Raw genomic sequence first — 23,366 nt, forward strand, 5'->3', positions numbered from 1 at the left:
GCGGCCCGCACACCCACCCCACCCTTGAACGGAGCACATCACATGCAGGACACAGCAGCCACCCACTCCCCGCGCCACATCCGCATCCAGGCCAGCGACGGCAGCGGAAGCTTCAACGGCTACCTGGCCGTGCCGAGTTCGGGCAGCGGACCCGGCCTGGTGCTGGCGCAGGAGATCTTCGGCGTGAACCAGACGATGCGCGAGGTGGCCGACTACTACGCCGAAGAAGGCTATGTGGTGCTGGTGCCCGACTTGTTCTGGCGCCAGCAGCCCGATGTCGAGCTCGGCTATTCGCCGGACGACTGGCAGCGTGCCTTTGCCCTCTACAAGGGCTTCGACGAGGCCCGCGGCATGGAAGACATGCAGGCCGCGATCACCGCGCTGCGCGGGCGGCCCGAAGTGCAGGGCGCAAAGGTCGGCGTGCTCGGCTTCTGCCTGGGCGGCAAGCTGGCCTACCTGGCGGCCTGCCGCACCGATGCGGACGTGGCGGTGGGCTACTACGGCGTGGGCATCGACGCGGCGCTCGACGAGGCCGACCGCATCCGCTGCCGGCTCGCCCTGCACGTGGCCGAGCTCGACGGCTTCTGCCCGCCCGAGGCCCGCGAGCGCATCGTGGGTGCGCTGCGCGGCCGGCCGAACGTCGAGGTGCATGTGTACCCCGGGGTCGACCATGCGTTTGCGCGGGTGGGCGGCGAGCACTACCACCGGGCCTCGGCGCTGATGGCGCACGAACGCAGCATCGCGGCGCTGAAGAGCGCCATCGGCCCGCGCTACGACCTGGCGGCGCTGTGGGACAAGCACTGCGAGTACGAGTTCGCGACCCGCAATGTCGACGACACGATGAGCACCATGGTGGCCGAGCCCTACGTCAACCACATCCCGACCATGACCGGCGGCGTGGGCTATAAGGCGCTGCACCATTTCTACACGAATCACTTCGTCAACAGCAACCCGCCCGATACCTCGCTGGTGCCGATCTCGCGTACCGTGGGCGCGTCGCAGGTGGTCGACGAGATGCTGTTCAGCTTCACGCACACGACCGAGATCCCGTGGATGCTGCCGGGCGTGGCGCCGACGGGCCGGCGGGTCGAGATCCCGCTGCTGGCGGTGGTCAAGTTCCGCGGCGACAAGCTCTATCACGAGCACATCTACTGGGACCAGGCGAGCGTGCTGGTGCAGGTGGGGTTGCTGGGTGCGGCGGGCTTGCCGGTGGCGGGGGTGGAGACAGCGCGGAAGCTGCTCGACGAGACGTTGCCGTCGAATACCTTGATGGGTTCCTGAACGCCACCCGCCTTGATTATTTGAGATTATGCCGTATTTGCCATAAGATCAGCTCGCAACATCGTTGATTCACCCTGATATCAGCGTAGCGAGTCGCCCAAAGAAGTGGGCAATTTTATAGCAAATAAAGCATATGAACAGCTTGCCTGACCTTGGCCGGGCGCTCGCGCGCTTGCGCAAGGAGCGCGGCCTGACCCAGAAGGAACTGGCTGCCGCCTGCGGCATGGGCCAGTCCACGCTCGCGCGCTTCGAGACGGGCGGCGTTGCCGAGTTCGGCTCGCGCAAGCTGCTGCGCCTGTTGGAGGTTCTGGGCCACGAAATGAGCTACGTGCCGGTGAATCGCAGCTTCACGCTCGACGACGCGCTGGCCGAGCGGCAGCGCGAGTTCGCCGGCGACATCGACGCGCACCGATGAAGCTGCACGTCTTCGTCCACGACAAGCCGGTCGCGACCCTGGAGTCCGCTGATGGCTTCCGCCACGTGATGGCCTATCACCCGGACGTCGAGCCCGAGCAGTTCGTCTCGCTGCTGATGCCCGTGCGCACCGAGTCCTACGCCTACCCCGACCTGCACCCCGTCTTCCGCATGAACCTGCCGGAAGGTTTCCTGCTGTCGATCCTTCAGGAGCAGCTGGGGCCGCAGGTCGGTGCATCGCCGCTCAACCTGCTGTCGGTGGTGGGGCGCAACGCCATCGGGCGTGTCAAGGTCGCGATGCCCGGCGCAGACCCGACGCAGCCGCCCGTGCCCTTCGAGCTGGCGGGCATCCTGCGGGGCGACAACTCCGAGGCGGCTTTCGTCGACCTGGTCCGCCGCTACGCCGTGTCGGGCGTGTCTGGCGTCGTCCCCAAGTTCCTCTCGCCCAACACCCTCGCGGAACGCGGCAAGGCAACGCTGGCGACCGACCGGCACATCGTCAAGGGCACGACCTCGCGGCTCCCCGGCGTCGCGCTCAACGAGCACCTCTGCATGGAGGTGTCGCGCCAGGCCGGCATACCCACCGCGAAGACCGAGGTCTCCGATGACGGCCAGGCCCTGGTGGTGCATCGCTTCGACGTCGAGGACGACGGCGTCACGCGCAAGGGCATGGAAGACATCTGCAGCCTGCTGTCGCTGCGGCCCGAAGAAAAATACCAGTCGACCTGGGAGCGCGTGGTCGGCCGCATCAAGGACGTGGTGCCGGTTGCCGCGCAGCAGAACGCGGCGCTGTCGCAGCTGGCCGACCTGCTGCTGCTGACCTACGCGCTGCGCAACGCCGACTGCCACACCAAGAACATCGCGCTGCTCTACAGCTCGCGCGAGCACATCGCCCTGGCCCCCGTCTACGACATGCTGACCATCTCGGTCTACGAAGACTATGCGAAGAACCCGCCCGGCATGCCCGTCGATGGGCGCAGCAGCTGGATGCCGGGAAAGGCGTTGGAGCGCTTTCTGCAGACGCGCTGCGGCGTGATGCCCGCGCAGACCCGGGAGCGCGTGGAGCGCATCTGCGAGGCGATCGTCCAGGTGACGCCGCAGGTGGTCGAAGCGGCCGGCCGCTACCCCGGGTTTCGCGAGACCGGCGCGCGGATGCTGCAGGCGTGGAATGCCGGGATGAACAGCCTGCGGCTGCAAAAGAGCTGGAGCCTGCCGTCGCTCGACGCTGCCATCGAGCAGGCGGGTTGGACGGATGTGCGGCCGGCGGTGCCGACATCGCGGGAGAAGATCGGCAGGTCGCCCTTGCTGGGAAGGCGCTGACGACGGACGGGTCGCGACGCGATATCCGCGCGCCCTTCGCTACGATGGCGGCACTTCATCCAAGCCGCGACCCGCTTGCCCGCCGCCCACAGCCCCACCATGACCACGCCGGCGTCGCCATGGCGTCGACGCAGCACCAAGTTGCTGCTGTGGGCGCTCGGGCTGCTGCTTGTCGCGGCCCTGGGGCTGGTGGTCTTCCTGAAGACACTCGATGCCGGGGTCTACCAGCGGGCCCTGGAGCGGGAGCTTTCATCCGTTTTCGATCGGCAGGTGTCGATAGGCAGCGTGTCGTTCAACGTCGCCCTGCGGCCGACCTTGTCCGTGCGCGACCTGCGCATCGCCAACCCTGCCTGGGCCTCGCGACCGGACTTCGTGACTGCCGCGAGCGGCGAGGCGCGCGTCGATCTCGTCGCCCTGTGGAACGGCCGGGTCGAAATGCGCGCCATGCGCCTGGACGGCGTCGACCTGCTGCTCGAGCGCAACGCGGAGGGCGAGGGCAATTGGCCGTTCGGCACGCCCCGCCAGGGCAGCCGGCGCGCGGTGTTGCCCGACTTCGGCACCGTGTCGCTGTCCGACGTCCGCATCGGCTGGCGGCCGGGCAGCGGCGCGGGCGAGCAAGTCCATCTCGATTCCGCCGAGGCCACGATCAGCGACGCCGCGCCGTTCCGGGTCCAAGCGCTTGCCGACTATCGGCAAACGCCGATGCAGCTCACGGTGGAGGCCGACGCCTCGCTGCAGGCCGCAATCGACGGCGCACCCTGGCGCCTGTCCATCGGCCTGCGACCGAAGGGCGCGTCGCTCGCGCTGGACGTTCGACTGGCATCGATCGCGTCGCTCGAGGGCGTTGAACTCGGCATCGAAGCCACGGGCGAGCAGCTGGCCGCGTGGTCCGGCGTCCTGGGTCGGACGTTGCCGGCATGGGGCCCCTATCGCCTGTCGGCGCACGCCCGCTACGCACGAGGCAGCCTGCAGGTCGAAGACCTGGGCCTGTCGCTCGATGGCCTGCCGATGCAGCCGTCGCGCCTGGAGATCGGGTCGGGCAAAGCCGTGTTCGGCGCGAGCGAGGACACGCGGCTGACACTGGCGGGCAAGCTCGGTGAAGCCGCGTTCTCGCTCGAAGCCAGCAGCGCGCCATGGCCCGAACTGCAAAAGACCGATGGCAGCGCGCCTCTCACGCTGCGCGCCGAACTTGAGGGCTTCACGCTGAGCGCCGATGGAAGCATCACGCCCGCAGCCGAAGCCTCGGATTTCGACTTGGCGCTGACCGCCCGCGGCGACGCGCTGGCGCCGATGCGGCTGCTGGCGGGCCTGCAGACCAGCCACCCCTTGCCGGTGGACCTTGCGGCACGCGTGACGCATTCCAGGGAAGGCTATGCGGCCAAGAACATCCGTGGCCGGGTGCTCGGCACGGCGGTGTCGGGAGATCTCGCCTACGCGGCCGCGCCGCGCGCGCTGCTCAGCGGGGCACTGAACCTCGGCCAGCTGGACTTGAACCAGCCCGATCTCAAGGCGCTCGAATCGAGCGCCCGCGAGTCCCGACCGCGAGAAGCCGCCGCTGCAGGTGCGCCGGCGTGGCATCGTCAGGTCGAAGCGGATCTCTCTCTGCGGATTGCAGGCATCACCGGCCTGCCGGTCCCGGCCAGGAACCTGAGCGGCCGGCTGCGCTGGCGCGACGAAGTGCTTCATCTGCAAGGGCTTGCCGCCACGCTGTCCGGCACGGACGTCACCGGAGAGGGCACGCTTCGCTGGCGCGATGAGCGGCCGCAGATCGATGGCAAGGCGAGCATTGCGGTGCTCGACTTCGCCAGGCTCGGCGGCAGCGTCGCCAGACCAGGGCAGCGCAATGCACTCGACGAAGCCCTGCCGCTGGCGCCGCTGCGTGCCTTCGATGCCAGGCTGGATGTCGAGGTGGCCCGCATTGCAGGCGCACCGGTGCCGATCGCCAAGCTGGCTGCGCTCGCGCAACTGCGCAGCGGCAAGCTCGCCATCGACCTGACATCCGTCACGGTCGCCAACGCGCCGGTGCAGGGCCAGGTCACGGTCGATGCGAGTGGGCGGGTATGGCGAGTCGATGCCAACGCGAAGGCCGACCGCATCGACCTGGCAGCGCTGCTGCGCGCGCCGAATCGGCCCGACACGGTGCGCGGCGCGATCCAGGGACTGCAAGTCGTGTTCGGCTCGCAAGGCACGAGCGTGCGCGAACTCATGAGGCAGGCGAAGCTCTCCGCGCGCACCGCTCCCTTCTCGCTGGCGGTGGGGCGCGACCGCTCGCCGGTCCAGGTGCAGCAGGCCAGCATCGAGGTCGAGCCCGGCGGCCCGGTGCGCGCGAGCGCGGTGGGCCAGGCGCTCGGCGCGCCGATGGATCTGAAGATGGTCGCCGGGCCGCTGGCGGAACTGCTGCGCCCCGAGACCGCGTGGCCGAAGATCGAAGCGACCCTGCGCACCGCCCTGGACGGCAACACACTCGACGTGCTCGCGACCAGCGGGCCACTGCAACGGCTGGTCGGCCTGCGTGACGTGCCGCTGGCCTTGCAGGCGACACTGCCCGGCGCGCGTGCCACCCTGGATGGCAAGGTGGGCAACCTGGCGGCGCCCACGGGCACGCAGCTCGCCGCCCGGATCGAGATCGACAACCTGGCGCAGACCGCGACCAGCTTCGGCGCTTCGGGCCTGCCTGCGCTCCCGGTCAGCGCCTCGGGTCGGGTCACGCTGGGAGACGGGGAGCTGGCCGTCGACGATCTCAGCGCGCAGGCCGGCAAGTCGGATGCGGCGGGGCGGCTGCGAATCCGTTGGCGCGACCGGCCGAACCTGTCGGCGGATCTCAGGTCCAGGCTGATCGATACCACGCAGTGGGCAGAGCCCACGCCCAACCAGACGCCGGTGCTGGACCGGCCCATCCGCTTGCCGTTCCTGCTGTCGCGCGACGCGCAACTGCAGCTGCGCGCCGAGCGCCTCCTCTTGCATCGATACGACCTGGCCAGCCTGCAAGTCGATGGCAAGCTTACGAACGGACTGGTCCAGGTGACGACCACCGCGGCCGAAGGCGAGATGCACGGTGAACTGCGGCTCGATCTGCGCCAGCAAGTGCCGGCTGCGGCGTTGCGCCTGTCGCTCAAGAACGTCAATCCCGAGGCCTTGTACACGTCACGGGTGGAGTCGCCGAGCGGGGCCGGCACGCCACCGCTGCTGTCGATCAACACGCAGCTCGCCGGTGCCGGCACCACGGTGCGCAACATGCTCACCGCGGGGCGCGGCGAGTTCCTGCTGACCGCGGGCGCGGGGACATTGCCCATGGAATCGAGCTATGGCTTCGAGCGGGTCGCCGGCAACCTGCTCCTGGCGCTGTTGCCCGGCCGCAGGGCGACGCAGCACAACGAACTCGTATGTGCGGCCGCGCGCTTTGCCATCGCCGACGGCGTGGCCACCTCGAGCGACGGCGTCGCGCTGCGCCTGAAGCACCTGGACATCCTGGGCAGTGGCGCGGTGAACCTGCGAACGGGCGAGATCCTGTTCGGGTACCGGGCGGTGCGACGCGAGCTCTTCCAGCTCAGCTTGATGGGCCTGACCAGCGGCGTCGCGAAAATCACCGGGACGATCAGCAACCCGACCGTCGAGCTGGACCCCAGCGGCGCGCTGCTCGTAGGGACCGCGGCCTGGGCCACCGGGGGGATGTCGCTGCTGGCGGGCGACCTGTGGCGCAAGCTCCAGTCGACCGCCAACCCCTGCACCCGCATCGCCGAGGGCGCCCAGTTGTCGAACGATCCGCTCGACGTGCTGATGCGGTCGGTGCCATCGGTCAGCTTGCCTTCACTGCTGCCCGCACGATCCGCCGCAAGGTAGGGAGCGCGAGAGCGCGCCGACCTCACTCACGGTTTTCGGTGAGTGTCAATTTGTTACGCCACCGCTATGCTCGTCCGCCATTTCGGTGCAGCAAGGGCGCGGATCGCGTAACGACAGAATGATGGATCGCAGAAAGTTTTCTTTCACGGTGGTGGGTACGGCCGTGCTGGCCGGATGCGGCGGTGGCGGGAGCAGCGGAGCTGCCTTTGCCCCCATCGCGCCGTCCCCCGCGGCCGCGCCGGCCGCCCCGCCAGCCACTGTGGCTCCGCCAGCCCCCGAGGCCCCACCAGCGCCCGCGGCCCCGCCACCCCCTGCGGCACCGCCACCTTCGAGCGGCCCTGAACTGGCAACGCCGGTGGCACTGCCTGCCGGTACCATTTTTCAGCAGACTCTCGCTGTCGCCAATGGCCGCGGCGTGGCGCCGGCCCAGGCCAACGTCTGGGATCTTGACCCGGACTTCTCGATCGGGGACGGCGGCGACGACCAGCTCGACGGCGCACTGGAGTTGCAGGTGGCGGTAGGCGGCGCGTCTGCACAGTTTCCGAGCGACCAGATCTACAGCGAGCTCACGGCGCTGGGCCCGACCTTGGGCACGGCAGATCAACTGCTGGCGGTTTCCTTTTCGGCGGATGCTGCCTTCGCGACAAGCAGCAATGCAACGGGGCGCTACGCCTTCCTGCATGCGGGCGTCGATGTGCGCTTGCAGCAAGTGCTCGACCTTCGCGCCGCGACTGGAGGAATCTCGTTGTCCTGGACCGGTTCCCTGGGCCAGCTCGATCTCCGCGATTTCGCCGATCCCTCCCAATTCATCCAGGTGGTGCTGCGCGATAGCTCGGGCGGGTTGCTGGCCATGCTCTACAGGACCGACCTGACCGGCTCCACCGGGACATGGGCGTCGGCCTCGCTCACGGCCTACGCCGGGCAGGTCGTGGTGTTGTCGTTCGAGCAGCGGACCGGCAAGACCGGCTCGGCCATCGACAACGTGTCGGTCAAGGATTCGACCAGCAGGGAATTCGTCGTCAACGGTGACTTCGAGGCCCAGGCCTCGGGCTGGCTCATGAGCGATGCGAAGGCGTCACAGAACGTGCGCTCGGGCGTTCGCACGCTGAGGGGGCTCGAGGTGCAACGCAGCTTCTTCGCCCAGCCCGACCAGCCATGGGGTCGCGTCACCGACGTGTTCCACAATGCGAGCGCGGCACCCGTCACCGCCGTGGTGACCTACATCAACAACCTGGGCTCGGACGATGGCGGCGTCATCTATCCCACGCCGGGGGCGTCGCTCAAGGGGCTGACGACCTGGGACAGCGGCTACAGGGAAGATCGTGATATCGGCTTCGTCTTCGGCGCGGCGGACAGCAGGACCTTCCAGTCGGCGTCGGTGCTGAACCTGCGCGACGGTTCGGACGAGGTGAGATGCTTGGATCGCGGCTGTCTCGTAGAAGGAGCTTGGATTGAAATCGAGGATTTGCGTCACGATGAACTCCAGTGAGAAACTGGAGCCAAGCCTAGAGACCACCCCCGAAATGCTCAATTAACCGGTGTCTTGAACTTCATAGGGATCGTCCAGGTGAAGGCCGTGCGTCGCTCGGGTCGACCGAAGGGCGAGGTACAACCCCACCGTGCTTTCATATCCGACCCGATGCGCGATCTCCTCCCTGCTGAGCCGCGTTGTTCTCATGAGTGCTTGCGCGTTCGACACCCTCACCTTGGAGAGATACCGCGCCGGGGCACATCCGGTCGCCTCACGGAACGCAAGGCTGAAGGCCGACCTCGACATGCCGGCGGAAGATGCGATGCCCGCGACCGTCGAGCGCTCCTTGTATTCCGTGTGCATGTACAGCAGTGCATTCGCGATGCGAGGGTCTCGCAGGGCCCGGCCCACGGACGTCGTCGGCGAATCGACATCGAGCGCGACCCGAAGGCCGAGCACGTAGACCAACTCCAGCCCGCGCAGGAGGGCGAAGCTGCTTCCTTCCTGGAAGCGCGCCACTTCGCGCAGCAGTCCTTGGATCGTGCTTTGAAGCAGCGGCTCACCCTCTATCTGGTGCTTCCGGATGACGATGATTTCCGGCAGCAGCTTGTACAGAGGGCTCGAGGAACGACCGCCACAATGCAGGCCGGCACACAGGAACAACGCAGATCCATCCGCCCCTGGGATCTCCACCCTGACGAATCTTCCTTTGCTCCGACTCGGAAGAATCTGTTCGAGCGGGACGGAAACTGCCGGTGTGGAGCTGCCGATCCGATGAGCACCGCCATGCGGGAAGATGGCCAGATCGCCCTGGTTCAAGGGAATGGCGTTCGGGTGTCCGATGTCGATCGCCATCGTTCCCTCTTCGACATAGTGGAAGACCGCACAAGACTCGTGCGGCCCTTCGAAGCACCACTCGCCCGCGGCTCGCCATGCGCTGACGAATACGCCCTCCAGGCGAAGCGGGTCGACGATCAGCGAGAAGAGATCCTCGGTCATTTGCGCAAATCCCCTCTGGTTCCTGGCCCCGGTCGCAGTCGCGACGCGTGGCACACACTAGGGGGGATTTCGTGCAGCTTGGTCCGCGACGCGGGTGAGAGGCTTCGCCTGTCACGGGCGGAATAGTCTTCGCGCCTTCACGGGGCCTGCGCCCCGGACCCCTACCGCACCGTCGACATCACAGTCGCCCTGCACCTCGGCTGCTCCCGCGGCGGCAGGAAGTTGCAGTTGTCCAGCGCGCGCTGCTGCATGTCGCTCAGCCTCGGCGGGTTGCGCCGCGGTGGCGGCGGCTGGTGCCAGTGGCTCGGCGGGGGCTGGTGCCAGTGCTGGTTGGGCGGGTGGCGGTTCCAGCGCTGGCCATGGCCGCGCTGCCAGCCCCGCTCCCACATGCAGCGGTCGAAGTTGACGCGGGCGCGACTGCAGAAATGAAGATCGCGATCGAACTGGGGGCTGTTGTGCCACTGGGCCATCGCGGGCTCGGTGCCGGCCAGCGCCGCGATCGCCAGGAACAGTGCGGAGATCTGCTTTTTCATGGTCGCATTGTCGCCGCCCCCGCCCTGCCAGTCATCACCCCAGCGCGGACGCGCTGATGTCCATGCGATACCGGTAGACGCGCGCATCGATCAGCTCGCCGTACTTCTGCACCGGCACGTCCAGCTGGGCCACGACGCGCTGGGCGGCGGCCTCGCTGGTGCACTCGACGATCACATAGCAGTCCTGCCCGCCGACATAGCCGGCGTCCGCGGTCACGGGCCGCGAGAGCTGGGCATCGGCCTCCACGAAATGGACCGACGCCGTGCCGGGTTTGTCCAGCACATCGAGTACGCCTTCGAGCGCCGGCATCATGGCCGCATCGCCCGACGGCCGCAGCCGCAGCAGCGCAAGCGCAACGCCTCGCGCCACGCCTTCGCTGCGCACCAGGCGCCCGACGACTCGGGTCGGTTCGATGAACCGGGTGATGTGGTGCATCGACCATTCGGTCTGGCTCGCCAGTGCCGCCCGGTAGGCAGGGCTGTCGAGCACCTCGAAGTCGGTGGCGCTGTAGATCTGCAGGTAGCGGGTCGGTGCGCCTACCGATTCGTAGCGCCTGGCCTCGATGAAGCCGGGGATCGCCACGCGTTCGGCCAGATGCTCGCGGTCGAACCATTCATTGAAGTCGGCCTCTTCGGTCGGCAGCACTTCCATGGACGAGATCAGGATTCCTTTTCCGGCGAAGACCATGTCGTTTCTCTTCTCGAATTGATTGATTTCTTGATTGGGGCGGTCGCGTGGATCAGTCGATCCGGATGTTCGATTCGGCGATCACCTTCTCCCACTTGAGGCGGTCCCGCGAGATGGTGTCGGCGAGCTTCTTCGGCGAGCCGCCTTCGAGTTCCATGCCCATGTCGATCAGCTTCTTCTTCACCTCCGGGTCTTGCAGGATCTCGTTCACGTTCTTGTTCAGTACCGCGATCACGGGCTCGGGCGTGCGCGCCGGTGCCAGCAGCGCAAACCAGTGCAGCAGTTCGAAGTTGGCGAAGCCCTTGGTCTGCGAGACCGGGGGCAGCCCGGGGTAGGCCGGCGAGCTCTTGGCGGTGGTGACCGCGAGCGCCTTCAGCTTGCCGGCCTTGGCCATCGGCATCGACTCGGGGCCGATGGCCATCATCACCGACACCTGGCCCGACATCAGGTCCTGCAGCGCAGGCGCGCCGCCCTTGTAGGGCACATGGGTCATGTCGAGGGAGGCCACGCGCTTGTACAGCTCCATGCCCAGGTGGCTGGGATTGCCGGCGCCGCTGGAGGCGTAGTTGATCGGCGTGGTGGAAGTCTTAGCGAAGGCCGTGAGTTCGTCGATCGAATTGACCGGCATCGACGGATGGACCATCACGACGCTGGGCAGGGTCACGGCCATCACGATCGGCGCCAGGTCCTTCTCGGGGTCGTAGGCCAGGCGGCCCTTGTAGAGCGTCGGGTTGACCGACAGTCCCGCGGTAGAGGCCAGCAGGATGGTGTAGCCGTCGGGCGGGGCCTTGGCGACGAAGCCGGCGCCGATCTGTTCGGTGGCACCGGGCTTGTTGTCCACCAGCACCGGCTGCTTGAGCCGCAGCGACAGCTGCTGTCCGATGAGTCGCGCCACCGTGTCGGATGCACCGCCGGGCGGGTACGGCACCACGAGGCGGATGGGCTTGTCGGGGTAGTCGGCGGCTGCCGATGCAAGGCCGGTCATCACCAGCGAGAGGGCACACACCACACGAGTCAATGAGATCTTCATATGCATCCAATCAAAAGAACGAAGACTCATCGTATGGACTTGACCCTGCGCGAGATAGCGAGAAATTCGCATCACGCAACATGACAGGAATCTATCAAGTCGAGCGGTTGCGCGCGGCGTTCGGCGCCGTCATTGCGGCGTGATCTTCGCGGCCTTCACGAGGCGTGCGTAGTTGTCCGCGTCCTTGCGGATGAACTCCCTGAAGGCATCGGGCGAGTCACCGACCGGAATGAGCGAAGTCTCTTCGAGCTGCTTTCGCAACTCGCCGCGCAAGGCGGTCTTGATGGCGGCGTTGATCTTGTCGATCACGGCACGCGGCGTTCCGGCTGGCGCGGCGATGCCGGTCCAGGTGACGACTTCGAACTCGGGCAGGCCCGCCTCCTTCATCGTCGGCACGTCGGGCAGCAGCGGCGAGCGATTCGGGCTGGTGATGGCGAGTGCTCGCAGCTTGCCGCTTCGGGCATAGGGCAAGGCGGTCGGCGAGGTGTCGAACAGCAGGTCGATCTGTCCGCCCATGAGATCCACGAGGGCCGGGGCGCCGCCCTTGTACGGCACATGCAGCAGTTCGATGCCGGCCTGCTGCATGAAGATCTCGGTCGAGAAGTGCTGGGCCGAACCCACGCTCGCGCTGCCGAAGCTCAGCTTGCCCGGATGCGCCCTGGCCATCGCGATCAGTTCCTTGACGCTGTGCGCCGGCGACTGAGGGCCCACGACGAGGATGTTGGGCTGGTCGACGATCCGCATGATCGGCGCGAAGGCCTGCAGCGGATCGAAGGGCGGATTGGCGTACAGGAACTGGTTGGCGGCGAAGACGCCGGCGCTGCCGACCAGCAGCGTGTAGCCGTCCGGCGGCGCCTTGGCGACATAGGCGGCGCCGACGTTGCCCGAAGCGCCCGGCTTGTTGTCGACCACGAAGGGCTGGTGCAGGGCGTCCTGCAGGCTCTTGCCGACCAGTCGCGCGACCAGGTCCACGCTGCCACCCGGAGGAAACGGAACGATCAGCCGTACCGGCTTGACCGGGTAGTCCTGGGCGGCCGCGCACTGGACCACGGCCGCCAGCAGCACGGCGAGCAGCTTCCTAGACACTGCAGGGCTCCGGCGCTGGCGCTGGCGACTCGTTCAGCGCGCTGCCGACTGCGGATGCGACCCCGAGCAGCGCGTGATCGTCGCCCGCCCGGCCGACCAGTTGCAGGCCGATCGGCCGCTGGTCTTCGTCCTGGCCCGCAGGCAGCGCGATGCCGCACAGCGCGAGCAGGTTGATCGGGCGCGTGAAGTGGACCGGCGCCAGGTCGTGGTCGATGTCCTCGAGCCGCGGCGCGGTCATGGCGGTGGTGGGCATGGCGATGGCGGACAGGCCGAGCCGGTCCATCTCGGCGGCGAAGGCCTGCTGCCAGCGCGCCGCAGTGGCCTGGGCCTCGAGGTACTGCACCGCGGTGGTCGCGCGGGCCGCGATGAGCCGGGGCCGCACCGACGGGTCCATCGGCGCCTCGGGGTCGTCGAGCAGCCGGTCGTTCACCCAGGCGCCCTCGGCAATCATGATGGCGTTGGTCGGCGCCTTGAAGGCCGCCAGCGGCGCCGGGAAACGGAACGGCACCAGGCTGAAGCCCGCTTCTTCCAACCGTTGCAGGCTCAGCGCATGGTTGCGTGCGACCGCTGGCGCGAGCGGCGCGAGTTCGTCCGCTTCGAGCACTCCGATTCGCCGGGAGGCTTTTGGGTTCGCGTCGGGGCTCGCGGCGGGCAAGCTGGCCAGCGCCTCGAAGCACAGCCGCGCATCCTCCACCGACGACACCAGCAGGCCCAGGCTGTCGAGGCTTTCGCTGAGCGGGTAGACACCGCCGCGCGGCAGCGCATCGATGGTCGGCTTGAAGCCCACGATGCCGCAGAACGCGGCGGGCACGCGCACCGAGCCGCCGGTGTCGGAGCCGATCGCCCACGGCACCAGGTGCGCCGCCACGGCCACTGCCGAGCCGCTGCTGGAGCCGCCCGGCGCCAGGGTGTCGGCGGCGCGGCCGGCCGGATTGCGGGGCGTGTCCATGTGGGAGTTGGTGCCCCAGGCGCCCAGCGCGAGCTGCACCATGTGGGTCTTGCCGACGATGACGCCGCCGGCCTCGACGATGCGCCGGACGATGTCGGCGTCCTGCCGCGCGATGTTGTCCGCGAGCAGCGGCGAGCCGGCCGTGGTCGGCTTGCCCTCGATGTTCACGAGGTCCTTCAGCGCCACCGGGATGCCGTGCAGCGGGCCGCGGTCGCGGCCTGCGCCCAGCTCCTTGTCGGCCAGGGCGGCGGCGGCCAGTGCCTCCGGCTCGTAGACCGCGATGAAGCTCTTGAAGTGGCCGTCGTGCGCCGCGATGCGGCGCAGGCACTCGCGGGTCAGCGCGACCGAGCTGGTGGCGCCGCTGCGCAGGTCGCGCGCGAGCTGCGCGATCGGAGCGAAGGCGGGAGGGCGGGTGGTCGGGTCGGGGTGCGTCATGCGGCTGCTTCCTGAAGAAAAAGTTGGGTGCCCAGGATCTGGGGGTAGGTCTCGCCGGCGCGCAGCCGCGCCAGCGTCTGCTGCTCGGCCTGCTGCAAGCCGATCGCGCGCTCGGCCAGGGCCCGCGCCGCGTCGGGCGGCATGACCAGGATGCCGTTCTCGTCGGCCAGCACGGCGTCGCCGGGATGCACGCGCACGCCGCCGCAGTCCACTGGGAGGCAGAAGCTGCCCGTGTGTCCGCCTGAGCGGGTGGTGCGGGCGCTCAGGCCGCGCGCCCACACCGGCACGCCGAGCTCGCGCAGCTCCTCGATGTCGGTGACGCAGCCGTCGACCACCACGCCCGCGACACCGCGCAGCCGCGCGGCCAGCACGCTGGCGCCGCCGATGCAGGCGATCGTCTCGTCGCCCGCGCGGTCGACGAACAGGAAGTCGCCGGCCCGGAGCTGTCCCAGCGCGTGGTGCAGGATGGAGCCGTCGGCGCCTTCGCAGCGCACGGTGACCGCGGTGCCGACGCTGCGCGCCACGGCCGCCATGGCCCGGATGCGGCCATGAAGGAAGCCGCTTTCGTGAAAATGGCCGATGGTGGCCGGTTCGGCCTCCTTCAGCAGGGACAGCAGCTGCGGCGCGCAGGGCGGCGGCAGCTCTCCGAGTTGGATGCCAGTCATTTGGGATATCGTCGTTGTCGAATGGCCATCGTAAGTACAGGCCCGCGCCACGGATACTGATCAATTCTCAAGATGGTTAATACAGGTTCCTTATCAACCCGGTTCACCCTGCACCAGCTGCAGGCCTTCGTGTGGACCGCACGCCTGGGCACCGTGCACGCGGCGGCCCGGCACCTGCACCTGACCCAACCCGCGATCTCGCACCGCATCCGCGACCTGGAGGAAGAGCTGGGCGTGCAGCTCTTCGAGCGCCAGAACCAGCGCCTGCAGGTGACCGAGCTGGGGCGCAACGTGCTGGTGTACGCCGAGCGCGTACTGGCGTCGGCGCAGGAGATGGCACGGCTCGACCTGCGGCGCACCATCACCGGCCTGGTGCGCATGGGGGTGGACGAGTCCTGCGCCATCATCGGCATGCCGCAGATCCTCAAGGACATCAAGGACGGCTATCCGGCGCTGCGCGTCGACCTCACGGTGGGCGGCGGCGCGCAGCTGCTGCAGAAGATCAACAACCACGAGCTCGACATCGCGCTGCACACGGGGCAAAGCAGCCAGCCCGACGTGACCAGCCAGTTCATCGGACTGACCCAGCACCAGTGGGTGGCGGCGCACGACCTGATGGTGGCCGACGAAGACTTCGTGCCGGCCCATGCGCTGAACCATCGCATCGTCTGCAATGCGCCGCCGTCGACGCTGCATGAGTCGGCGTCGCGCTGGCTGGCCTCCGACGGCTATGCCTTCGAGGAGTACAGCAGCTGCAATTCGCTGTCGCTGATGGTGGCGCTGGTCGCTGCCGGCCATGCGATCGCCATGCTGCCGGCATCGATCACGCGCCGGCAGGTCGCCGAGAAATCCCTGCAGGTTCTGCGCGCCAAGCCGGCCGTGCCGCATGTGCCCTATTACTTCTCTTACCTGGCGCATCACCGCAGCGAGACCACGGCGCGAATCCTCGAGATCGCGTTGCGCAATCTCAAGGAGGCGGGCTTCTTCCATGAGGAGCCGGCCCGCGGCGCCGACTGAGAGATCTGGTCACGAGTTGATACATCGCAGGCCCTTCCACGCAGGCTGGATCAGCGCGTGCGATGCAGGTCAACCCCACTCGGAGGGAGCAATGTGCGGGTTGGCTCGCGCAAGCCACGCGGCGACTGGGGTCGTGCATCAAAAAATGCAGCAAGCTCGCGCTAGCCTTGCTAGCATGCCGCATGGACTGCGTGCGAACTCCGGAGGTCGTGTCTGCGGTGCTGGCGTCAAGCGGGCCGGCCGCTGCCTTGGCGTACCTCAACGAAGGCGTGCCCCACCGGTTCAGCGCGATCTACCGTTTCGCCGGGCCGCTGCTTCACAACGTGATGCTGCACGACAAGGCCGGCCGCATGCGGCCCGAGTTCCTTGCCGTGGTTCCGTTCACGCGCAGCTTCTGCCAGTTCGTGGTCAAGGAGGGGTCGTTTCGTACCGACAACTCCGTCGCCGATTCCCGCCTGGTCGGTCATGCCCTGCGCGGCATCGTGATCTCGTACCACAGCGTGCCTGTGCTCGACCACCACTCGGGCGAACTCTGGGGCACGCTGTCCCATTTCGACATGCGCAGCCTGCCGCTTGCGGACGAGGAGTTCGAGCTCCTGCAGAACGCGGCCACCTTGCTGCCGCCGTATCTCTCCAACCTCTGAGACCCTGGCGCCGCGGGCGGCGCTAGAAGGTTCCGACGGCCAGGCAGATCGCCAGCACGATGACGATCCCGGCGATCACGAAGCCGGTGATCCGCTCTCTGGATACAGCCTTCTCCCTGGGCGGATGCGTTTGATCCGCGCGATTCAAGGACGCGAAGCTGCTGAAACTCTGGGTGTCGGTCGAAGGGCCATGCATGTAAACAATTGTGTGCATTCGGGTCGCGGCGTCCAAGGAACAATTGCACGCTTTAGTACACACTTTTGGGGGCGAGCCGCCTGTGCTTGTCGGTGCCGCGCGCACCCGTGGGGCCGTCGACCTCGGCGCCCCGGGGCCGCGTCTGCGGAAATTTCATCGCACTGATCAGCCAATTCCGATTAACTAATTGGGGCTCGTCTTATAGTCACGCGTTGATTCAATTGCTGTGACTTCATTCGCATTGAATTGCGTGATTTTTCGAGTGGCGAGCGCTGCGCGATGCATGTCGCAATCCCACAACGCGACTCGAATTAATTGAAGTTGACTTTGCATAGTCGCGGTTCGACTTTGCATGAACGACTCTGTCTCCAGGAAAAGCCTCTGATGCAATAGCCACAACTTCCCAAAAGGAGGTTGGCCCGGGGTCCGGTGGCGCACCAATTTGCCCGTCACGGTGAGCCTTTCGCACCGGAGCCCCATGTTTAACCTTGGAGAAACTTGCAATGAAAAAATCTCTAGTTGCCCTGGCTGCCCTGGCTGTGGCCGGTATCGCTTCGGCCCAGTCGTCGGTCACCCTCTTCGGCGTGGTCGACGCAACCATCAGCGGCTTCTCGAACAAGGCGGAAGACAAGAGGAGCCCCACTCTTGAGAACCCGACCTTCGTGCGTCGCGCCGATGTCACGACCAGCCAGACGGTTCTGCGCAACTCGGGCTACAACTCCAGTCGCCTCGGTTTCCGCGGCACCGAAGACCTCGGTGGCGGCCTGGCAGCCAGCTTCTGGCTCGAAGGTGCCCTGAGCAACGACGACGGCACGCCGGGTGGCCAGAACTGGCAACGCCGCTCGACCGTGAGCCTGTCGGGCAACTTCGGTGAAATCCGCCTCGGCCGCGACTACACGCCGACCTTCTGGAACGACACCGTGTTCGATCCGTTCGGCACCAATGGCGTGGGCACCAACCTGATCTCGACCGCCAACGGCTACAACAACCCCGGCAGCGTGATCTCGCAAGGCGGCTTCATCCAGAACACGACCTACGCCCGCGCCAGCAACTCGATCGGCTACTTCCTGCCGCCGAACCTGGGTGGCGTCTACGGCCAGTTCATGTACGCCTTCAACGAGAAGACCAGCTTCGACCCGGGCACCCGCACGCCTCCCGGCCCGGAAGCCTTCCTGGCGAACCCCAACACCAATGCTGACCCGGCGGGCATCTCGCGCGCCGGTCGCTACGTCGGTGGTCGCATCGGCTACGCCAACGGTCCGCTCGATGTCGCGCTGGCTTACTCGCAAAGCACCGTCGCCTCGAACTTCTACGCCGGCACCACGACCAACCTCGACACCTGGAACCTCGGCGCTTCGTACGACTTCGGCGTCGCCAAGCTGTTCGGCGAGTACTCCAACGCCAAGCTGAAGCAGGACACCTCCAGCAACTTCGTTGCCGGCGTCACGAATCCGTTCGGCTTCCGCAACCCCGGTGCCGACGGCTGGCTGCTCGGCGTGACTGTTCCGGTGGGCCCTGGCCTGATCCGCGCTTCGTACTCGGCGGTCGACTACAAGAACACCGGCACGCTCATCAGCGAGCGCCTCGGCTTCCGCCCGGACCCGAAGGCTGACAAGTTCGCCATCGGCTATGTCCACAACCTGTCGAAGCGCACCGCCCTGTACGCCACCGTGGCTCGCGTCAACAACAAGAACGGCGCCGACCTGACCGTGGGTGGCCCGGCCTTCGTCACCGAAGGTGGCGTGCTGACTCCGAAGACCTCGACCGGCTACGACCTCGGTCTGCGTCACTCCTTCTGATTCGAGGCGCAAGCCCCGAGCCAGCAGGCAGGTCCTGAAGGCCGCCCGGTCATTGCCGGGCGGCCTTTTTCACTAGGGAGAGTCTCGAATGCAGAACAATGTCCTATCAAGCCATGTTGCAGAAAGAATGCTCGATCTGAACGATCTGCGCATCTTCGCGTACGTCGCTTCGCTCGCCAGCTTCTCTTCGGCGGCGGATGCCTTGCAGATCCACAAGTCGAGCGTGAGCCGGAGCATCTCGCGGCTCGAGAAGATGCTGCAGACATCCTTGATCCATCGCACCACCCGCAAGGTGCTCCTGACCGAGCACGGCATCCAGCTGAAAGAGCGCTGCGTCGAGATGCTGTCGCGGGTCAACGAGACGATCGGCTACGCCGGCAGGGTCGATCCGGCCCCGATGTTCGCGGCACGGCCGTCGCCCGCGATCCGTTCCAGGCCGAAGCTGGTGGCGGCGGTCGACCGGAAGCCGCGGCGCGTGCTTGGGGGGCTGTCGGCCTTCTAGTGCAAGCCGCTGCGCAGCGTCTGCCGCATCTTGCTCGGCGGCACCCGATACCAGTTCTTGAACTTGCGGCTGAAGTTGGTCGGGTCGTTGTAGCCCAGCTGTGATGCGATGGCTTCCATCGACAGCTCGGTGTGCTTCAGGTACCAGGCGGCGTGCGCCTTGCGCAGCTGGTCCTTGATGTCCGAGTAGGTGGCGCCGACTTCGGCGAGCCTTCGCACCAGCGTCCGGGCGGAGATGCCCAGGTCGACGGCCAGTTCGCCGACGTCCGGATTGCGCGTCAGCCGCTCGAGCAGCGCATGCCGAACCTGCTGCACGAAATCGCCGCTGCCGATCTCCGATTCCATCTTGCGGCAGGCCTGCGCGGCCTCCGAGAATGCCCGCGGGTCGGCGGCGATGGAGGGCGTGCGAAGCAGTTCGACGGGCAACTGGAAGCTCAGGCACTCCTGGCCGAACTCCACCTTGCGGACGTAGCGCAGGCAAGGCACGTCGTTGTCGGCGGGGCGGGCGTAGGGCAGCCCCACGACGAGCTCGTCGGCCGGCCGCCCGAGGATGGCCTCGAGCAAGCGGCAGTACGCGCCCAGGATCGACTGCATGACGAATACATGCGTCTCGACCAGCGGGCGCACCGGCTTGACCTTGAGGACGCTCCAGCGCGCACCGTCGTCCACCTCGAACTCGAGGCCCCGGAAGATCAGCCTGGCATGCCGGCTCAGGACCCGCAGGGCCTGGCCGAGGTTGTCGCTGCTGACCGTCGCGATGCCGACCGGGCTGTGGTACGGCTGGAGCATGGACCCGGCCATCAGGCCCAGCGCCGGCTCGCCGCTGCTCTGGATGGCCTGCGCCACGAAGCGGCGAAAGACGGAGAAGTCGACCATGCGCTGTCCGTCGCTGAGCGCCTGCCAGCTCAGGCCGGCATTCGCAAGAACCTCGGACGGCCGCACGCCGCGGCTGTTGAGGCAGTCGAGGACGCCGCGGACATAGACCGGATGCGCGAAGGGAATGGCGATGTCGCCCTTGATGCTCACTGTGGCTGGGGATGAAATGGGTGCGCGCCCAATCTACATCCCGGTGCCAGGACCGGACTCCGAGAATCGCTGCGAAGATTCTTCTGCGTCGGCCGAGTATTCCGATCAGGCCGTTGGCGGGATTTCGAGGTTGTCGATCAGGCGCGTCTTTCCGAGCCTTGCGGCTGCCACCGCCACCAGGGGATCGCCGGCGGCCGGTGCCTGCAGATCGGATCGCCGGCGCAGCACCAGGTAGTCGGGCTGCCAGCCGCGCGCGCCCAGGGCCTGCATCGCGCGTGCCTCGATGGCGCCGAAGTCGCGCTCGCCCGCACGCACTGCCTCTGCCATGGACTGCAATGTGCGTGACAGCTGCACCGCCTCGGCGCGCTCGGTCTCGCTCAGGTAGCCGTTGCGGGACGACAGCGCGAGGCCATCGGCCGCGCGCCGGGTCTCGCTGCCCACGACATCGATCGGCAGCGCGAACTGCCGCACCATGTGGCGGATCACCATCAGCTGCTGGTAGTCCTTCTTGCCGAACACCGCCACCGCGGGCTGCACGCAGGCGAAGAGCTTCATCACGACGGTGCAGACGCCGATGAAGAAGCCGGGCCTGAAGTGGCCTTCGAGGATGTCGGCCAGCGCGCCGTCGGGATGCACCTTGCAGGTCTGGGGCTCGGGGTAGAGCGCGCGCTCGTCGGGTGCGAACAGCACGTCGCAGCCGGCCGCGCGCAGCTTCTCGCAGTCGCTGTCCCAGGTGCGCGGGTAGGTGTCGAAATCCTCGTGCGGCAGGAACTGCAGCCGGTTGACGAAGATGCTGGCCACGGTGACGTCGCCGAGCGGCCGGGCCTCTTGCACCAGCGCCAGGTGGCCTTCGTGCAGGTTGCCCATGGTGGGCACGAAGGCGGGACGGCGAAAGCGAGCCAGGTGCTCGCGCAGTTCGGGGATGGTGCGGGCGATGTGCATGGTCGAGGCGCCTACCAGGCGTGGAGTTGGTCGTCGGGGAAGCTGCCGTCTTTCACGGCGCGCACGTAGGCCTGCATGGCTTGCGCGATGCCGGGCGCATCGGCCATGAAGTTGCGCACGAACTTCGGCATCTTGCCGAGGCCGACGCCGAGCATGTCGTGCAGCACGAGCACCTGGCCCGCGGTGCCGCGGCCAGCACCGATGCCGATGGTGGCGCAGTGGCGCAGTTCGTTCGTGAGTTCGGCGGCCAGCGCGGCCGGCACCATCTCGAGCACCAGCATCGCCGCGCCGGCGTCCTGCAGTGCATGGGCCTGCTGCTTGAGCAATGCCGCTGCTTCGTTGCCCTTGCCCTGCACGCGGTAGCCGCCCAGCGCGTGCACGGTCTGCGGCGTGAGGCCCAGGTGGGCGCAGACCGGGATGCCGCGCTCGACCAGGAAGCGCACGGTCTCGGTGGTCCAGCCGCCGCCTTCGAGCTTGACCATGTGGGCGCCGGCCTGCATCAGCACGGCGGCGCTGCGCAGGGCCTGTTCGCGCGACTCCTGATAGCTGGCGAAGGGCAGGTCGGCGATCAACCAGGCCGTGCCCTGCACGCGGTGCAGTCCGCGAAAGACGCTCTCCGTGTGATATCGCATGGTCTCCAGCGCCACGCCCACGGTGCTGTGCAGCCCCTGGCAGACCATGCCCAGCGAGTCGCCGACCAGCAGGCACTCGACGCCCGCGGCATCGGCCACCGCCGCGAAGGTGGCGTCGTAGGCGGTCAGCATGGCGATCTTCTCGCCGCGCGCATGCATGTCGGCCAGGCGCGGCAGGCTCAGCGGCTTGCGCGTGGACGGCGGCGAGGCCGGGGGCAGGGTGCCGTAGGGGGTGGCGGCATCGGCGGCGGCTGGCGAAGACATGGCGTGCTTCCTTGCTTGATTGCTTGATGGCTTGCGTGCGTGCGTGTATCAGCCCACCGGCGGCACGAGGATGGTCGGTGCAGCGGGCGCGGCCAGCGCCGGGTAGTCGCGGCTGAAGTGCAGCCCGCGGCTTTCGCGCCGCGCCTGGGCCGAGCGCACGATCAGCTCGGCCACCTGCACCAGGTTGCGCAGTTCGAGCAGGTCGCGCGTGACATGGAAGTTGCCGTAGAACTCCTGCACCTCGCCTCGCAGCAGCGCGATGCGGTGCGCCGCCCGCTCCAGCCGCTTGTTGGTCCGAACGATGCCCACGTAGTCCCACATGAAGCGCCTGAGCTCGTCCCAGTTGTGCGAGATGACGACGGTCTCGTCGGCATCGGTGACGCGGCTGTCGTCCCACGCGGGCAGCTCGGCGCCCGGGCGTGGCGGCGCTTCGGTGATCGCCCGCGCCGCGGCGCGCGCGAACACCATGCATTCGACCAGCGAGTTGCTGGCCAGCCGGTTGGCGCCGTGCAGGCCGGTGCAGGCGGTCTCGCCGATGGCGTGCAGGCCCGGCACGTCGGTGCGTCCGGCGAGATCGGTGAGCACGCCGCCGCAGGTGTAGTGCGCGGCCGGCACCACCGGGATCGGCTCGCGCGTGATGTCGATGCCGAGCTCGGCGCAGCGCGCCAGGATGTTCGGGAAGTGCTCCTGCAGGAAGGCCGGGCTCTGGTGCGAGATGTCGAGGTGCACGCAGTCCAGGCCGTGCTTCTTCATCTCGAAGTCGATGGCGCGCGCCACGATGTCGCGCGGCGCGAGCTCGGCCCGCGGGTCGTGCGCGGGCATGAAGCGGGTGCCGTCCGGAAGCAGCAGCCGTCCGCCTTCGCCGCGCACCGCCTCGCTGATCAGGAAGGACTTGGCATCGGGGTGGTAGAGGCAGGTCGGATGGAACTGGATGAACTCCATGTTCGCCACGCGGCAGCCCGCGCGCCAGGCCGCCGCGATGCCGTCGCCGGTCGCGGTGTCGGGGTTGCTCGTGTAGAGATAGACCTTGCCCGCGCCGCCGGTGGCCAGCACGGTGTGCGGCGCACGGAAGGTCAGCACCTCGTCGGTGGCTTCGTCGAGCGCGTGGAGGCCGAGGCAGCCGGCCTCGGCCTGGCCGAGCTTGCGCCCGGTGATCAGGTCGACCAGCGTGTGCTGCTCGAAGAGCGTGATGTTGGGCGTGCGCCGCACCTGCTCGATCAGCGTGCGCTGCACGGCGGCGCCGGTGGCGTCGGCCGCATGCACGATGCGCCGCTGGCTGTGGCCGCCTTCGCGCGTCAGGTGCAGCGCGCCGTCTTCGAGCGAGAAGGGCACGCCGAGTTCGCGCAGCCAGGCGATGGCCTCGGGTGCATGCTCGACCACGAAGCGCGTGGCGGCGAGGTCGCAGAGGCCGGCGCCGGCCACCAGCGTATCGTCGACATGCGACTGCACGCTGTCGCCATCGGCGAGCACCGCGGCGATGCCGCCTTGTGCCCATTGGCTGGCGCCGTCCTGCAGCGCGCGCTTGGTGATGACGGCCACGCGGTGCGTGGGTGCCAGGTGCAGCGCGGTGCTCAATCCCGCCAGGCCGCTGCCGACGATGAGCACATCGAATTCATGAAAAATCACAGGTCGTC

Annotated in this window: 21 protein-coding genes; 9 read left to right on the forward strand and 12 right to left on the reverse strand. The window is 67.8% G+C overall.

Features of this window, described 5'->3' with window-relative positions:
- Positions 1–42: 42 nt before the first annotated feature.
- The 5 genes from QTI45_RS24075 (at position 43) to QTI45_RS24095 (ending at position 8,344) form a co-directional block, all read left to right on the forward strand.
- On the forward strand, positions 43–1,281 hold the full coding sequence (locus QTI45_RS24075) for a dienelactone hydrolase family protein (protein WP_286656095.1): 1,239 nt from the start codon (positions 43–45) through the stop codon (positions 1,279–1,281).
- A gap of 133 nt (positions 1,282–1,414) precedes the next feature.
- Positions 1,415–1,696 carry a helix-turn-helix domain-containing protein gene (locus tag QTI45_RS24080; RefSeq protein ID WP_286656096.1) on the forward strand — a complete coding sequence of 94 codons (282 nt, stop codon included), beginning with the start codon at positions 1,415–1,417 and terminating at the stop codon, positions 1,694–1,696.
- Entirely contained in the window at positions 1,693–3,015 is a 1,323-nt protein-coding gene (locus QTI45_RS24085; RefSeq protein ID WP_286656097.1) for a type II toxin-antitoxin system HipA family toxin, read from the forward strand. The genes QTI45_RS24080 and QTI45_RS24085 overlap by 4 nt, the downstream gene beginning before the upstream one ends.
- 99 nt (positions 3,016–3,114) lie before the next feature.
- Complete coding sequence (locus QTI45_RS24090) at positions 3,115–6,855, forward strand: AsmA family protein (RefSeq protein ID WP_286656098.1); 3,741 nt, start codon at positions 3,115–3,117, stop codon at positions 6,853–6,855.
- 355 nt (positions 6,856–7,210) lie between these two features.
- On the forward strand, positions 7,211–8,344 hold the full coding sequence (locus QTI45_RS24095) for a hypothetical protein (RefSeq protein WP_286656099.1): 1,134 nt from the start codon (positions 7,211–7,213) through the stop codon (positions 8,342–8,344).
- Positions 8,345–8,386: 42 nt separating this feature from the next.
- Here the strand turns inward: QTI45_RS24095 and QTI45_RS24100 are convergent, their stop codons facing one another.
- From QTI45_RS24100 to QTI45_RS24130, 7 genes are all read right to left on the reverse strand, one after another.
- Positions 8,387–9,325 (reverse strand): AraC family transcriptional regulator, encoded by a 939-nt coding sequence (locus QTI45_RS24100; protein ID WP_286656100.1) that lies wholly within the window; start codon positions 9,323–9,325, stop codon positions 8,387–8,389.
- 161 nt (positions 9,326–9,486) lie between these two features.
- The gene (locus QTI45_RS24105) at positions 9,487–9,858 is read right to left on the reverse strand and encodes a hypothetical protein (protein WP_286369882.1); all 372 of its coding nucleotides are present in this window, start codon (positions 9,856–9,858) and stop codon (positions 9,487–9,489) included.
- A 34-nt stretch (positions 9,859–9,892) separates the two neighbouring features.
- Positions 9,893–10,546: an antibiotic biosynthesis monooxygenase family protein gene (locus QTI45_RS24110; protein WP_286656101.1), complete on the reverse strand. Its 654-nt coding sequence runs from the start codon at positions 10,544–10,546 to the stop codon at positions 9,893–9,895.
- A gap of 52 nt (positions 10,547–10,598) precedes the next feature.
- Positions 10,599–11,576 carry a Bug family tripartite tricarboxylate transporter substrate binding protein gene (locus tag QTI45_RS24115; protein WP_286656102.1) on the reverse strand — a complete coding sequence of 326 codons (978 nt, stop codon included), beginning with the start codon at positions 11,574–11,576 and terminating at the stop codon, positions 10,599–10,601.
- A 129-nt stretch (positions 11,577–11,705) separates the two neighbouring features.
- On the reverse strand, positions 11,706–12,662 hold the full coding sequence (locus QTI45_RS24120) for a Bug family tripartite tricarboxylate transporter substrate binding protein (protein WP_286656103.1): 957 nt from the start codon (positions 12,660–12,662) through the stop codon (positions 11,706–11,708).
- Positions 12,655–14,046 carry an amidase gene (locus QTI45_RS24125; RefSeq protein ID WP_286656104.1) on the reverse strand — a complete coding sequence of 464 codons (1,392 nt, stop codon included), beginning with the start codon at positions 14,044–14,046 and terminating at the stop codon, positions 12,655–12,657. Before QTI45_RS24125 ends, QTI45_RS24120 begins: the two co-directional genes overlap by 8 nt.
- Positions 14,043–14,711: an RraA family protein gene (locus QTI45_RS24130; protein WP_286656105.1), complete on the reverse strand. Its 669-nt coding sequence runs from the start codon at positions 14,709–14,711 to the stop codon at positions 14,043–14,045. The genes QTI45_RS24125 and QTI45_RS24130 overlap by 4 nt, the downstream gene beginning before the upstream one ends.
- A 72-nt stretch (positions 14,712–14,783) precedes the next feature.
- On the opposite strand from QTI45_RS24130, the gene QTI45_RS24135 reads away from it, so the two are divergent.
- Together QTI45_RS24135 and QTI45_RS24140 are read left to right on the forward strand one after the other, a co-directional pair.
- A complete protein-coding gene (locus tag QTI45_RS24135; RefSeq protein ID WP_286656106.1) occupies positions 14,784–15,728 on the forward strand; it encodes a LysR family transcriptional regulator in 945 nt (314 codons plus the stop codon).
- A 182-nt stretch (positions 15,729–15,910) separates the two neighbouring features.
- On the forward strand, positions 15,911–16,372 hold the full coding sequence (locus QTI45_RS24140) for a guanylate cyclase (RefSeq protein ID WP_286369875.1): 462 nt from the start codon (positions 15,911–15,913) through the stop codon (positions 16,370–16,372).
- Positions 16,373–16,394: 22 nt separating this feature from the next.
- Here the strand turns inward: QTI45_RS24140 and QTI45_RS24145 are convergent, their stop codons facing one another.
- Positions 16,395–16,604: a hypothetical protein gene (locus QTI45_RS24145; RefSeq protein ID WP_286369874.1), complete on the reverse strand. Its 210-nt coding sequence runs from the start codon at positions 16,602–16,604 to the stop codon at positions 16,395–16,397.
- Positions 16,605–17,071: 467 nt separating this feature from the next.
- Between QTI45_RS24145 and QTI45_RS24150 the strand changes: the two genes are divergently transcribed.
- Complete coding sequence (locus tag QTI45_RS24150) at positions 17,072–18,367, forward strand: porin (RefSeq protein WP_286656107.1); 1,296 nt, start codon at positions 17,072–17,074, stop codon at positions 18,365–18,367.
- Between the two features lie 127 nt (positions 18,368–18,494).
- Positions 18,495–18,869, forward strand: coding sequence for a LysR family transcriptional regulator (locus QTI45_RS24155; RefSeq protein WP_286656108.1), 375 nt, complete (start codon positions 18,495–18,497; stop codon positions 18,867–18,869).
- On the opposite strand, the gene QTI45_RS24160 is transcribed toward QTI45_RS24155, so the two are convergent.
- The 4 genes from QTI45_RS24160 to nadB form a co-directional block, all read right to left on the reverse strand.
- A complete protein-coding gene (locus tag QTI45_RS24160) occupies positions 18,866–19,894 on the reverse strand; it encodes an AraC family transcriptional regulator (protein ID WP_286369871.1) in 1,029 nt (342 codons plus the stop codon). The two genes, QTI45_RS24155 and QTI45_RS24160, sit on opposite strands and share 4 nt — an antisense overlap.
- Positions 19,895–19,999: 105 nt before the next feature.
- Complete coding sequence (panC, locus tag QTI45_RS24165) at positions 20,000–20,836, reverse strand: pantoate--beta-alanine ligase (RefSeq protein ID WP_286656109.1); 837 nt, start codon at positions 20,834–20,836, stop codon at positions 20,000–20,002.
- Positions 20,837–20,847: 11 nt separating this feature from the next.
- Positions 20,848–21,732: a 3-methyl-2-oxobutanoate hydroxymethyltransferase gene (panB, locus tag QTI45_RS24170; RefSeq protein WP_286656110.1), complete on the reverse strand. Its 885-nt coding sequence runs from the start codon at positions 21,730–21,732 to the stop codon at positions 20,848–20,850.
- Positions 21,733–21,780: 48 nt separating this feature from the next.
- The gene (gene nadB, locus QTI45_RS24175) at positions 21,781–23,355 is read right to left on the reverse strand and encodes an L-aspartate oxidase (protein WP_444813306.1); all 1,575 of its coding nucleotides are present in this window, start codon (positions 23,353–23,355) and stop codon (positions 21,781–21,783) included.
- Positions 23,356–23,366: the final 11 nt, after the last annotated feature.

It is taken from the genome of Variovorax saccharolyticus, assembly GCF_030316765.1.
Lineage (GTDB): Bacteria > Pseudomonadota > Gammaproteobacteria > Burkholderiales > Burkholderiaceae_C > Variovorax > Variovorax saccharolyticus.